Origin of the sequence: Streptomyces sp. NPDC093261 (genome assembly GCF_044753645.1) — a bacterium.
GTDB lineage: Bacteria > Actinomycetota > Actinomycetes > Streptomycetales > Streptomycetaceae > Streptomyces.
The window spans coordinates 19482-31146 of record NZ_JBIVNO010000022.1 but is presented as its reverse complement, the minus strand read 5'-3'; the positions used below and the strand labels follow the sequence as shown (position 1 = coordinate 31146).

The window sequence follows — 11665 nt, the reverse complement described above, 5'->3', positions numbered from 1 at the left end:
GTGCAGGGCACACCATCCGTTAAAGAGGCTGAAAGGGTGCGCGGGCAAGAAAAGAAGGGACGCCGGGGGCGTCCCTTGCAACTCGGATGACTGAGCGGTTGATACGAGCGCCAACCACTGCGCGTGCCTTGTGGAGCGATGCAGTGATCAGGTGAGCGCAGGCTCCGCCTGGTGTGCGTCGATGCTCTCCATGATCCTGTCGTGAGAAGCGGCAGCCGTGAGCGCGTCGTTCTCCGCCTGGATCCGTACGAGCTCGGACTCGAGCTCCTGGACGCGCTGCTGGAGCCGTCGCATCTCGGCGAGGAGTCGCGGGTCGGAGCCGCCGACGTAACCGAGAAGCGCCTTTGCCATGATGGATGGTCCTCCACACTGAGTGACCGACCGATGCGGTGTGGGTCGTGAGGGATTCGCACCCGCGGTGCTTGGCAATCTTCAGTTCTTGCGCCGTTCTCACATGCCAAACAGCTAAGGTGCGCGGGGCTTTCAGCGTCTCACCAAAAAGTTTGACGGTCAACACGATCACACCCCGCATCGGCGGGCATCCCGGGGGCGCGCGACCTTCGACGGGCGGCGCTGCAACTCCTTCGGGTCCCGGAGGGTGTGGCGATCATCCTTGCCCCGGAGCCTGCCACGACGCGTCCTTCTTGGCAACCACCTGGGCCTTTCCGCTGCGGGCAGGTGCCCGGGGCATGTCCCCCGCTTCCGCCCGGGGCCCTCTTGCCCCGGACTCAGCGGATCGCGAAGCCGTCGTAGCCGCCGCGCGGCGTGTCCCAAATCTCAGTGACGCCATCCACCCTCCCGGGTGTGTCGTCACCCCGGAGCCAGTCCAGCAGACCCTCGCAGTCCCCCCGCGGGCCCTCCGCGACCACCTGGACCCGTCCGTCGTCGAGGTTGAGCGCGAAGCCCCGCAGGCCGCCGATCTCCAGCGCCTTGGCCCGGGTGTACCAGCGGAAACCCACACCTTGGACACGTCCGCGCACCCACGCGACAAGCCGTGCATCGTCGTTCATGGCTGCACGCTAACCGGCCAATGTCCCTCCGGACACTTCCTCCCCACGCGTCATGCGGTAGCGTCCCCCCTCATATGAATCTGATGTGAAACTCACTCGATCGAGGGAGTTTCGATTCAGCAGCGCTGACCGCAAGACCAGGAAGGCCAGCAGATGGGACGCCACCGACGCTCCGTCGTGGGACGCGCCGCCACCGGCCGCGCGACCAGGGTGACACAGAACCATGAGCCACCTACGGAGCGTTACGGCCCCGAGAACCTCTACGGCTTTGCGGAGGTCCTGGAGGCCGAACGGCAGGCGACGCGTTCCCACCGTCGCAAGAAGGCGCCCACTCCGGTGCGCACGGGCCTGCTGGGTGTCTCGGCCGCCGTCGCGCTGGGCACCGTGGCGGTCGCCGCGGGCGTGCTGCCCGGCGGCAACAGTTTCACGGTGAGCGGTGACGCCGGCGATGTGCAGGCCGGGGGCACCAGCCCGTCTGGCTTCGCCACCCAGCAGGGCGGCACGAGCGGCACGGCCGACGGCCGCGGTTCGACGTCCACGAGCCGCGACCAGGACCGCGGACAGGCCGCCTCCCCGGTCGCCACCCCCTCGGCCCCGGCATCCTCGACCGCCCCGGCGAGCGAGCCCTCACAGCCGCAGTCCCAGTCGCCCTCCCCGGCCGCGACGCAGACGGCGACGACCGCTCCGCCCGCGAAGAACCACCCGCAGAAGCCCAAGACCCATATCCCGCCGCAGAAGTCCGCGCCGGCGTCGACCGCGGCCGCGGTGCTCGACCTCGTCAATCAGGAGCGGGCCAAGGTGGGCTGCAGCCCGGTGACCGCGAGCAGTGACCTGACGGAGCTGGCGCAGGGCTTCAGCGACGACATGGCCGCGCGGAACTTCTTCGACCACACCGACCCGGACGGCAAGGACCCCTGGGACCGGGCCGCCGTACTCGGCATAACGGACCTGGGCGGCGAGAACATAGCCCGCGGCCAGTCGACCGCCCAGGACGTGATGGACGCCTGGATGAACAGCCCGGGCCACCGCGCGAACATACTGAACTGCGACTTCAAGACGCTGGGCGTCGGGGTGCACCCGGGCGCGGGCGGCCCCTGGTGGACACAGGACTTCGGCTACTGAGACAACGGCGGGTCACGGCCCCCGGAGGCGACGCGGTGAGGGGTGTCAGGCGGATCGGTTCTCCGCGCTGACCATCCAGGCGTACTTCTCCAGGGAGTCGATGACCGCGTGCAGTAGGTCGGCCGTGGCGGGATCCTCGCTGTCCACCTGGTCACGGTGGGTGCGCACCGTGTCGACGGTGACACGCAGGCGCGCGGTGATCAGATCGACGACGGCGCTCACGCTCAGCGCCCCGTCCGGGAACGGGGGAAGCGTGGTCGTCGCCGCCACGGTGTCGGAGCGGCCGTCCGGCCAGGCCTCGAGAGCGCGCAGGCGTTCGGCGATGGTGTCGGCCGACTCCCGGGCCTCGTCGACGATCTCGTCAAGTTGCAGGTGCAGATCCCGGAAGTTGTGGCCGACCACGTTCCAGTGGGCCTGCTTGCCCTGGAGATGCAGTTCGACGAGGTCCACCAGGATCTGCTGCAACGCTCCGGCCAGCTGCGGCGAGGCCGTGAATCCGGCGACCTCGGTCTCCGAACGCCGGGACCTCCCAGGGGAAGCGGTCATGGTGTGTCTCCTTGGCTAAGCACCACACAGCGACGCCCTGGAACAGGGGGCCCGTCGTTTGCCTACGCGATCGAGCCTACGGAGGTCTGCTTCCGCCGCCAGTGCGCCTGATCCGCTTGGGTGGAGATCCGGGCGTGCCCCCGACCGGAAGCCCTCCGGTCGGGGGCACGGTCATGTCCGGTGACTACGCCGCCGCGCGGCCCAGCGCGAACAGCCGTGCCGTCTCCGCGACGCGGCGGCCGAGGTGACGGGCGGTCTCCACGTCGGCCTTGTGGACGCCCTCGGGGCCCTCGTCGACGTTCGTCTGCGCGGCGGCGCCCAGGAAGAAGCCGAGGCGGTTGAGGTCGTGCTCGGAGCCGGCGCTGTTGTTCCAGCCAGGGTGCAGTCCGAGGCTCACCCAGTTCATGCCGTGCTGCGCCGCCAGGATCTGGAAGAACTGCAGGGTGTGCAGCTTGTCGCCGCTCTTGGAGCCCGAGTTGGTGAAGCCGGCGGCCAGCTTGTCCTTCCAGTCCTGCCCGAACCAGCGCTTCGAGGAGGCCTCGGCGAAGGCGTGGAAGGGGGCGGAGGCGGTGCCCATGTAGGTGGGCGAGCCGAAGACGATCGCGTCGGAGCCGTCGAGGGCCGCCCACTGCTCGTCGGTGATCTCCTCGACCGCGATCAGGTGCACCTGGGCTCCGGCCTCGGCGGCACCCTCCCGCACGGCCTCGGCGAGGACTGCGGTGTGGCCGTAACCGGAGTGGTAGGCGATGGCGACAACAGGGGTAGTCACGTGGGTACTCCTCGGGGGGAACGGAAGGACGTCCGCGGGGGACGGACAGACGAGGGACGCGGCGAAGCGGCGGCCCTCGATGCGATGACCACAGGAAAGCACTAACTTCTAGTTAGCGCAAGCTGCCGGTTAGCGCTGTGCTGGAGTACGCTTCGGCCATGACCACCACGCAGCAGGAGAACCTCCCGTACGACGTGTTCTCCAAGGCGTGCCCGTCGCGGAGCACGCTGGAGCATGTGACGGGACGCTGGGGAGCGCTCACGCTCGGCGCGCTCCACGAGAGTTCGTACCGCTTCAACGAGCTGCGCCGCCGCGTCGACGGGGTGAGCGAGAAGATGCTCTCCCAGACCCTGCACGCGCTGGAGCGCGACGGCCTGGTGCACCGCGACGCCCGGCCGACGAACCCCCCGCGCGTGGACTACGAGCTGACTCCGCTGGGGCACGAGGTGGCCGAGCGGCTGCTCCGTCTCATCCACTTCGTGGAGGAGCGGATGGACGACGTGCTGGACGCTCGCCGTCACTACGACGACGCCCGCACGGACTGAGGCTCCCCGGCGCCTCTCTCCGCCGGCGCTTCCCGGCGCCTCTCCCCCCGGCGCCTCCTCGCACTTCCCCGCGCGCCTACGCCATCACGCGCGGCGTCGCGATGCGCGGCGCCCGCTGGCACTTCGGGCAGAAGTAGCTGGACCGGTTCATCCAGGGGCGGCGGCGCACGGGTGTCGCGCAGCGCCGGCAGGGCATGCCCTCGCGGCCGTACGCGTCCAGCGACCGGTCGAAGTAGCCCGACTCCCCGTTGACGTTGACGTAGAGGCTGTCGAAGCTGGTGCCGCCGACGGCGAGCGCGGCGTTCATCACATCCCGTATGTGGCCGAGGAGTTCGGCGGTGCGTGGGCGAGAGAAGTGGGCCGTGGGGCGCTCGTAGTGGACGCGGGCGCGCCACAGGGCCTCGTCGGCGTAGATGTTGCCGACGCCGCTGATCAGCGACTGGTCGAGCAGGGCCCGCTTGACGGTCGTGCGCCTGCGGCGCAGGGCCTCGTGGAAGGCCGCGTCGTCGAAGAGCGGGTCGAGGGGGTCGCGGGCGATGTGCCCGATGACGTCGGGCAGCCCGTCGGCGGTGGTGTCGTGCAGCGAGAGCCCACCGAAGGTGCGCTGGTCGACGAAGCGCAGCTCGGTGCGGAGACCGTCGTCAAACCGGAGGCGGACGCGCAGATGCTTCTCGTCGGCGGCGTCGTGCGGCTGGACGAGGAGCTGACCGCTCATGCCGAGATGGGCCAGGATCGCCGTGCCCGTCGTCTCGACCGGGATCCAGAGGTACTTCCCGCGGCGGCTCGGGGTACCGAGCAGCTGCCCCTTGAGGCGGTGCGCGAAGTCCTCGCCGCCCGCGGTGTGCCGGCGCACAGCGCGCGGGTGCAGCACCTCCACGTCGGCGACGGTCCGGTGGGCGACCCAGCGCTCCAGGCCACGCCGTACGACCTCGACCTCGGGCAACTCGGGCACGGGGCTCCTTGGGAGGGATGAACCGGGGGGACGTCCGCAGAGTACCTCGCGGAGCCGGCCGACGGGCCTGCCCGGCGCACGCGACCGGCCCGCGGGAGACCGGTGGAAACGGACCCCCGGAAACCGCCGCGAAGAAGAACGAGAAGATGGAACGGACCCCGCCGCGGCGGGTGGCCGAGGCGGGGTCCGGTGTGAAGGATTCAGGCTGTGGCCGTGTCGCTGGACGGGGCCGTGACGGATTCGCCGGCCCCGTCGGGGGACCCCGCCTCGGCCGCCGCCCTGGCTCGCTCGTCCGCGGCGGCGCGGATGGAGCGCCAGGCCGACTCCGCGGCCTGCTGCTCCGCCTCCTTCTTGCTGCGGCCGGTGCCGGTGCCGTACGAGACGCCTCCGACGCGGGCGGCAGCAGTAAAGGTCTTCTCGTGGTCCGGGCCGGTCTCCGTGACCAGGTACTCGGGCACACCGAGCCCCTCGGTCGCGGTCAGCTCCTGGAGGCTGGTCTTCCAGTCCAGGCCGGCACCGAGATTCGAGGACTTCTCGATCAGCGGGTCGAACAGGCGGTGCACCAGCTCCGCCGCCGAGTCCAGCCCCTGGTCGAGGTAGACAGCGCCGATCACCGCTTCGAGGGTGTCGGCGAGGATGGACGCCTTGTCCCGGCCGCCCGTGCCCTCCTCGCCCCGGCCGAGCCGGATGAAGGAGCCGAGATCGAGCCCGCGGCCCACCTCCGCCAGCGCACGCGAGTTGACCACCGCGGCCCGCAGCTTGGCCAGCTGGCCTTCGGGCAGGTCGGGGTGGGTGCGGTACAGCGTGTCCGTGACGACGAGGCCGAGAACGGAGTCCCCGAGGAACTCCAGACGCTCGTTCGTCGGCAGACCGCCGTTCTCGTACGCGTACGAGCGGTGGGTCAGCGCACGCACCAGAAGGGCGGACTCGACCTTGTAGCCGAGCCGCCCTTCCAGAAGCGTGTGGGACGAGGCTGTGTTGTCCGCCGAACCACCCCCGCTGCGGCGGGGACTGTTTTTGGCGTCAGACATCAGACCTCTCACCAGCCGATCAGACCTCGAGGACCTGGCGCTTGTTGTAGGTGCCGCACGAGGGGCACGCGATGTGCTGCAGCTTGGGCTCGTGGCAGCGCTCGCACGCAACCAGGGTGGGGACCGCAGCCTTCCACTGCGACCGGCGGTGGCGCGTGTTGCTGCGCGACATCTTCCGCTTCGGAACAGCCACGGCTACTTCTCCTGCTTCTCGTCGACGCCCGCTTCGGCGCCGCTCATCTCGTCCTTATCGCCGGCTTCGAATGAATCGGCGAGTCCCTGCAGTGCCGCCCAACGGATGTCGACGGCGTCGTGATGGTGGTCCGGGTCGTCCGTGAGCCGCGCTCCGCACTCGGAGCACAGGCCCGCGCAGTCTTCCTGGCACACCGGCTGCATCGGCAGTGCGAGCACCACCGCATCGCGCAGCAGAGGCTCGAGGTCGAAGAGTCCGTCCTCGAGGAAGAACCTGTCCTCGTCGTCCTCGGCGTCGCCGCCCGGCTCCGCGATCACACGGCCCCGGTCGTCGGCGTCAGGGTACGAGAACAGCTCCTGGAAGTCCGCTTCGAGCTCCAGCTCCAGCGGCTCCAGACACCTTACGCACTCCCCCTCGGCCGATGCACGGGCGGTGCCTGTGACGAGCACCCCTTCCATGACCGACTCGAGCCGGAGTTCGAGCTCCACCGGCGCGCCTTCCGGCACTCCGATGACCCCCCGGATACCGAAGTCCTTCGGGGCGTCGATCGTGCGGGTCAGGCGCTGCAGCGCACCAGGACGCCGCCCCAGCTCGTGTGTGTCGAACACGAGGGGGTTGCGGTGGTCGAGGCGGGCGTTCAGGGCCATTCCTGCTTTCGGTCTCGAAGCTCGGGGGCGCTGCGCCGTGATGTTCCGGGCAGCGTGGATCGCGAAGGGTACGCGCGACCGAAGAGCCAGGATACTGGACCTTTCCCTCATGGCCCAATCCGGTGCACCCGGACACCCCGGGACTCGCGCGTCCGGCACGCTCAGTGACCGCCGCGCCCCTGTTCGTAGGCCCGGAGCTGCTCCGCGCTGATCATGCCGGTGTCGAAGAGGCTGGTCTCGTCGAGGGCGTTGCCCTGCGCATAACCGTGCCCCTGGCCCTGATCGTACGCCGCCTGCTGGTCGTACGCCTGCGCCTGGGGGTAGGCGGCGTACGGGTCCGCCTGCTGGTAGCCGTAGGGGTCCTGCTGGGCGTAGGTCTGCTGGTAGCCGTACTGGTCGGCCTGCGCGTACCCGTACGGATCCTGCTGCTGCGCGTAGGCGGGCTGGTTCTGCTGGGCCGGGATCGCCGGGGCCGGGGCGGGCACCGCGGGCGCCTGGGCCGGGGCATCGGCGAGGGCCGCGAGGTCGGCGAGGTAATCGGCGTCGCTGGAGTGCCGGACGGTCGTGGGGTCGTCGGCTAGGGCGCCGAGGTCGTCGGTGGCGATCCGGCCGTGCAGCTTCTGCCGGCCCTTGCCGACGGCTTCCAGGGTCTTGGCGAGCACGGCCTCGAAGGCGCCGAGCTTGGCGTCGACGTACGCGTCGGCGTCCCGGCGCAGGGTCTCGGGGTCGTGGCTGCGCTCGGGGGCGTCCTCATCCTCGTAGCCCTGCTCGTCGAGGCCGGGACCGGTGCCGAGGAGCTTCTCCCGGCCGCGGCCGACCGAACCGAGGGTCTTGGTGAGGACGACCTCGAAGTTGGCGAGCTTGGAGTCGACGTAGTCGTCGGCCTCGGCGCGGACCTCCTCGGCCTCCCGGCGGGCCTCGGTGAGGATGCGGTCGGCCTCGTTCCGGGAGCGGCGGGCGACCTCCGTGTCGGAGATCAGGGAGCCGCGCTCGGCGTGCGCGGTCTCGATGATCCGCTCGGCCTCCTGGCGGGCCCGCTCGACCATCTGCTCCCGGTCGCCGATCAGTTCCCGGGCCTCGGCCAGGGAGTCGGGCAGGGCCGCGCGCACCTCTTCGAGCATCGAGAGCAGCTCGGCGCGGTTGACCACGCACGAGGCCGACATGGGCATGGACCGGGCGCTGGAGACCGTCGCGACGATCTCGTCGAGCTTCTTCTGCACGTCCACCGTGTGCTCGCCACTCTCTACAGCTGTGTTGGAGACGGACGGGTCGACTGTACGGCCACGACTGCCCCCGCCGACACTGACTGACGGGCCGTCAGGAGACGGCGGCCGCGCCGCGCGTTCTCTCAGCCCTTGCCCAGGCGCTTGCCCAGGGCCTCGAGGACGACCGGCGGCACCAGGTGGGAGACGTCCCCGCCCCAGGCCGCGACCTCCTTGACGAGCGAGGAGGACAGGAAGCTGTAGGTGGGGTTGGTGGGCACGAAGAGGGTCTCCACGCCGCTGAGGCCGTTGTTCATCTGGGCCATCTGCAACTCGTAGTCGAAGTCGCTGACGGCCCGCAGGCCCTTGACGATGGCGGGGATGTCGCGCTCCTTGCAGAAGTCGACGAGGAGGCCGTGGAAGGACTCCACCACGACATTGCCGAACTCGGCGGTGACCTCGCGGATGAGATCGATTCGCTCGTCGATCTCGAACAGGCCCTTCTTGGCCTGGTTGATCATCACCGCGACGTACACCTCGTCGTACAGCCTGGAGGCGCGGGCGATGATGTCGAGGTGTCCATTGGTGATCGGGTCGAACGACCCGGGACAGACGGCGCGGCGCACTTGTGATCCCTCGCTCTCCGGTCCGGTCATCGTGCGTCTTCGCACGTAGAGGCGGCGCGACCGTACCAAAACGTCCCTTCCCCGTAACGGCGGGCCCTGATGCCCTCGAAGCCGTCCGGCCAACGGAATTCTCCGCCTCTGGTGCTGCGCTCCACGGTGACGAGGGCGTCGGCCGCGAGCCAGCCCCCCGAGCGGAGTGTGAGGAGAATCTCGCGAAGATCGTCGTCGGACACCGCGTACGGCGGGTCCAGGAAGACGAGGTCGTACGGCTGTTCAGGCGCCGGGGTACGGATGATCTGTTCCGCTTTGCCCGCCCGCACCTCGGCGCCGGGCAGCCCGAGCGCCCTGACGTTCTCCCGGACGATGCGGGCGGCGCGGGCGTCGGCCTCCACCAGGAGGGTGTGCGCCGCCCCACGGGACAGGGCCTCCAGACCGACGGCACCCGAGCCGGCGTACAGGTCGAGGACCCGCTCGCCCTCCAGCGGGCCGCCCAGGAGGGACTGCCAGGTGGAGAAGAGGCCCTCGCGCGCCCGGTCGGAGGTGGGGCGGGTGCCGTTGCCCGGCGGGACGGCCAGTCGGCGTCCGCCGGCCCGGCCGGCGATCACGCGGGTCATCTCTGCGGTCCTTGTCGGTGTGCGGGCGAAAGCCCTGTGCCCAGGGCGGGTGTGCTCCTCCAGTCTCGCAGCCCGGGGGCCGCCGGTGCTCCGTCTCCCCCGGCACCTCGCACCGCTGATCACCTCGCGCCCCCTGGTCTCTCTCGTCACCCCTTCTCGAGGTACTGCTCCCGCTCCTCGTCCAGCAGTGCCTCCAGCGCCGTGCGCAACCCGGGCAGCCGCTCCAGCTCCGGGTCGGCGGCGACCACCGCGGCGGCCTCCTGGCGGGCCTCGGCGATGATCTCCTCGTCCTCGATGACCGCGAGCATCCGCAGCGAGGTGCGGGCGCCGGACTGGGCCTGGCCGAGGACGTCGCCCTCGCGCCGCTGCTCCAGGTCGATGCGCGAGAGCTCGAAGCCGTCCAGGGTGGCGGCGACCGCGTTGAGACGCTGCCGTGCCGCGCTCGCCTCCGGCATCTCGGTCACCAGGAGGCACAGGCCGGGCGCCGAGCCACGGCCCACGCGGCCGCGCAGCTGGTGCAGTTGCGAGACCCCGAAGCGGTCGGCGTCCATGATCACCATCGCGGTGGCGTTCGGCACGTTGACACCGACCTCGATGACCGTCGTGGCGACCAGGACATCGGTCTCGCCGGCGGCGAACCGGCGCATCACCGCGTCCTTGTCGTCGGGGTGCATCCGGCCGTGCAGCACCTCGACCGCGAGGCCCTTCAGGGGCCCCTTGGCGAGTTGGTCGGCCACGTCGAGCACGGCGAGCGGGGGCCGCTTCTCCGCCTCGTCCTCGGGCGACCTCCCGGGCTTCCTCGGGTCGCCGGGCTCGTCGACGTCGTCGCCGATGCGGGGGCAGACCACATAGGCCTGATGGCCCTTGGCCACCTCCTCGCGCACCCGCTCCCAGGCGCGCGCCAGGAAGTGCGGCTTGTCGGCGGCGGGCACCACATGGCTGGCGATCGGCGAGCGCCCGGCCGGGAGCTGGTCGAGAACGGAGGTCTCCAGGTCGCCGAAGACGGTCATGGCGACGGTCCGGGGAATCGGCGTGGCGGTCATGACCAGCAGGTGCGGCGGCTGCTTGCCCTTGCCGCGCAGCGCGTCGCGCTGCTCCACCCCGAAGCGGTGCTGCTCGTCGACCACGACCAGGCCCAGATCGTGGAACTGCACCTTGTCCTCGATCAGCGCATGGGTGCCGATCACGATCCCGGCGTCCCCGGTGACGAGATCGAGCAGCGCCTGCCGCCGCCCGGCCGCGCCCATGGAGCCGGTGAGCAGCACCACCTTGGTGGCGTGCTCGGCACCGCCCAGCATCCCTCCCTCGGCCAGCTCACCCATCATCTCGACGATCGAGCGGTGGTGCTGCTGGGCGAGCACCTCGGTGGGCGCGAGCAGGGCGGCCTGACCGCCCGCGTCCACGACGGCGAGCATGGCGCGCAGGGCGACCAGCGTCTTGCCGCTGCCGACCTCGCCCTGGAGCAGGCGGTGCATCGGGTGCTCGGTGGCCAGATCGCCGAGGATCTCCTCGGAGACCTTCCGCTGTCCGTCGGTGAGGGTGAAGGGGAGCTTCTCGTCGAAGGCCGTGAGCAGGCCGTCCGGGGCGGGGACGCGGGCCACCGCCGGAAGCTGGGCGTCCGCGTGGCGGCGGCGGGCCAGGGCGACCTGGAGGACGAACGCCTCGTCCCACTTGAGGCGGGAGCGGGCCTGGGCGATGTCCGCCTTGCCGTGCGGGCGGTGGACCTTCAGGAGTGCCTCGGGGAGGGAGACCAGGCCCCGGCCCGCGCGCAGGGACTCCGGCAGGGGGTCGATCGCCTCCTGGGCGCTCGGCAGGACCGTCTGCACCGACTTGGCGATCTTCCAGGACTCCAGCTTGGCCGTGGCCGGGTAGATCGGGATGAGGGCGCCCGCCCAGCTGTCGACCGTCTCGGCCACGTCGTCGCCGCGCAGCAGCTCGTAGGCCGGATGGGCCAGTTGGAGCCTGCGGTTGAAGACGGAGACCTTGCCCGCGAACAGCGCGCGCGTGCCCGGCAGGAGCTCCTTGTGGGGCTTGTGCACGCCGTTGCCGAAGAAGACCAGCTGGAGGCGGCCGCTGCCGTCGGTGATCGTGACCTCCAGGCGCTGGCCCTTGCCGCGGGGCGCCTTGGCCGAGGCGAAGGTGTGCAGCCGGGCGTCGGCGACCTGGGCGACCACCGTCACGTGCTCGTCCATCGGCAGGTCGGCGAGGTGGGTGAGCTGACCGCGCTCCTCGTACCGGCGCGGGTAGTGGTGGAGGAGGTCCGAGACGGTGTGCAGGCCGAGGTGCTCGGCCATCACCTTCGCGGTGGCGGGGCCGAGCGCCTTCTTCAGCGGTTCTTGTGGTGCGGGCACGAGATCCATTGCACACCACACCGCTGACAACGCCGTATACGTCTTGCAAATCCGCTG

The 11665-nt window shown here is 70.6% G+C and carries 14 protein-coding genes; 2 read left to right on the top strand and 12 right to left on the bottom strand.

Going from position 1 to position 11665, the window contains the following annotated elements:
• Window positions 1–147: 147 nt before the first annotated feature.
• Both ACIP94_RS32335 and ACIP94_RS32330 read right to left on the bottom strand, forming a co-directional pair.
• Window positions 148–351 carry a hypothetical protein gene (locus ACIP94_RS32335; RefSeq protein ID WP_043444185.1) on the bottom strand — a complete coding sequence of 68 codons (204 nt, stop codon included), beginning with the start codon at window positions 349–351 and terminating at the stop codon, window positions 148–150.
• A 377-nt stretch (window positions 352–728) separates the two neighbouring features.
• Window positions 729–1010 (bottom strand): acylphosphatase, encoded by a 282-nt coding sequence (locus tag ACIP94_RS32330; protein WP_402433650.1) that lies wholly within the window; start codon window positions 1008–1010, stop codon window positions 729–731.
• A gap of 153 nt (window positions 1011–1163) precedes the next feature.
• On the opposite strand from ACIP94_RS32330, the gene ACIP94_RS32325 reads away from it, so the two are divergent.
• Window positions 1164–2132: a CAP domain-containing protein gene (locus tag ACIP94_RS32325; protein ID WP_402433647.1), complete on the top strand. Its 969-nt coding sequence runs from the start codon at window positions 1164–1166 to the stop codon at window positions 2130–2132.
• 45 nt (window positions 2133–2177) lie between these two features.
• On the opposite strand, the gene ACIP94_RS32320 is transcribed toward ACIP94_RS32325, so the two are convergent.
• Both ACIP94_RS32320 and ACIP94_RS32315 read right to left on the bottom strand, forming a co-directional pair.
• The gene (locus tag ACIP94_RS32320) at window positions 2178–2678 is read right to left on the bottom strand and encodes a Dps family protein (RefSeq protein ID WP_402433644.1); all 501 of its coding nucleotides are present in this window, start codon (window positions 2676–2678) and stop codon (window positions 2178–2180) included.
• A gap of 184 nt (window positions 2679–2862) precedes the next feature.
• Window positions 2863–3447 (bottom strand): flavodoxin family protein, encoded by a 585-nt coding sequence (locus tag ACIP94_RS32315; RefSeq protein WP_402433642.1) that lies wholly within the window; start codon window positions 3445–3447, stop codon window positions 2863–2865.
• A 158-nt stretch (window positions 3448–3605) separates the two neighbouring features.
• On the opposite strand from ACIP94_RS32315, the gene ACIP94_RS32310 reads away from it, so the two are divergent.
• On the top strand, window positions 3606–3992 hold the full coding sequence (locus tag ACIP94_RS32310; RefSeq protein WP_402433640.1) for a winged helix-turn-helix transcriptional regulator: 387 nt from the start codon (window positions 3606–3608) through the stop codon (window positions 3990–3992).
• Window positions 3993–4068: 76 nt separating this feature from the next.
• Here the strand turns inward: ACIP94_RS32310 and mutM are convergent, their stop codons facing one another.
• From mutM to recG, 8 genes are all read right to left on the bottom strand, one after another.
• A complete protein-coding gene (gene mutM / locus ACIP94_RS32305) occupies window positions 4069–4944 on the bottom strand; it encodes a bifunctional DNA-formamidopyrimidine glycosylase/DNA-(apurinic or apyrimidinic site) lyase (RefSeq protein WP_402433637.1) in 876 nt (291 codons plus the stop codon).
• A gap of 200 nt (window positions 4945–5144) precedes the next feature.
• Window positions 5145–5975, bottom strand: coding sequence for a ribonuclease III (gene rnc, locus ACIP94_RS32300; RefSeq protein WP_402433634.1), 831 nt, complete (start codon window positions 5973–5975; stop codon window positions 5145–5147).
• A gap of 19 nt (window positions 5976–5994) precedes the next feature.
• Window positions 5995–6168 carry a 50S ribosomal protein L32 gene (rpmF, locus tag ACIP94_RS32295; RefSeq protein ID WP_007493396.1) on the bottom strand — a complete coding sequence of 58 codons (174 nt, stop codon included), beginning with the start codon at window positions 6166–6168 and terminating at the stop codon, window positions 5995–5997.
• A 2-nt stretch (window positions 6169–6170) separates the two neighbouring features.
• Entirely contained in the window at window positions 6171–6815 is a 645-nt protein-coding gene (locus ACIP94_RS32290) for a YceD family protein (protein ID WP_402433631.1), read from the bottom strand.
• 161 nt (window positions 6816–6976) lie between these two features.
• Entirely contained in the window at window positions 6977–8041 is a 1065-nt protein-coding gene (locus ACIP94_RS32285; RefSeq protein ID WP_402433628.1) for a cell division initiation protein, read from the bottom strand.
• A 122-nt stretch (window positions 8042–8163) separates the two neighbouring features.
• On the bottom strand, window positions 8164–8673 hold the full coding sequence (gene coaD / locus ACIP94_RS32280; RefSeq protein ID WP_402433625.1) for a pantetheine-phosphate adenylyltransferase: 510 nt from the start codon (window positions 8671–8673) through the stop codon (window positions 8164–8166).
• Entirely contained in the window at window positions 8670–9257 is a 588-nt protein-coding gene (gene rsmD, locus ACIP94_RS32275; RefSeq protein ID WP_402433622.1) for a 16S rRNA (guanine(966)-N(2))-methyltransferase RsmD, read from the bottom strand. Before rsmD ends, coaD begins: the two co-directional genes overlap by 4 nt.
• A 146-nt stretch (window positions 9258–9403) precedes the next feature.
• A complete protein-coding gene (gene recG, locus ACIP94_RS32270; RefSeq protein ID WP_402433619.1) occupies window positions 9404–11617 on the bottom strand; it encodes an ATP-dependent DNA helicase RecG in 2214 nt (737 codons plus the stop codon).
• Between the last annotated feature and the right edge of the window lie 48 nt (window positions 11618–11665).

Bases quoted from the DNA above. Each gene is read 5' to 3' on its own strand.
- ACIP94_RS32330 (WP_402433650.1), bottom strand. From the start codon at position 1,010: ATGAACGACGATGCACGGCTTGTCGCGTGGGTGCGCGGACGTGTCCAA.
- ACIP94_RS32320 (WP_402433644.1), bottom strand. From the start codon at position 2,678: ATGACCGCTTCCCCTGGGAGGTCCCGGCGTTCGGAGACCGAGGTCGCC.
- coaD (WP_402433625.1), bottom strand. From the start codon at position 8,673: ATGACCGGACCGGAGAGCGAGGGATCACAAGTGCGCCGCGCCGTCTGT.
- ACIP94_RS32325 (WP_402433647.1), top strand. From the start codon at position 1,164: ATGGGACGCCACCGACGCTCCGTCGTGGGACGCGCCGCCACCGGCCGC.
- rsmD (WP_402433622.1), bottom strand. From the start codon at position 9,257: ATGACCCGCGTGATCGCCGGCCGGGCCGGCGGACGCCGACTGGCCGTC.
- ACIP94_RS32335 (WP_043444185.1), bottom strand. From the start codon at position 351: ATGGCAAAGGCGCTTCTCGGTTACGTCGGCGGCTCCGACCCGCGACTC.
- recG (WP_402433619.1), bottom strand. From the start codon at position 11,617: ATGGATCTCGTGCCCGCACCACAAGAACCGCTGAAGAAGGCGCTCGGC.
- ACIP94_RS32290 (WP_402433631.1), bottom strand. From the start codon at position 6,815: ATGGCCCTGAACGCCCGCCTCGACCACCGCAACCCCCTCGTGTTCGAC.
- ACIP94_RS32310 (WP_402433640.1), top strand. From the start codon at position 3,606: ATGACCACCACGCAGCAGGAGAACCTCCCGTACGACGTGTTCTCCAAG.
- rnc (WP_402433634.1), bottom strand. From the start codon at position 5,975: ATGTCTGACGCCAAAAACAGTCCCCGCCGCAGCGGGGGTGGTTCGGCG.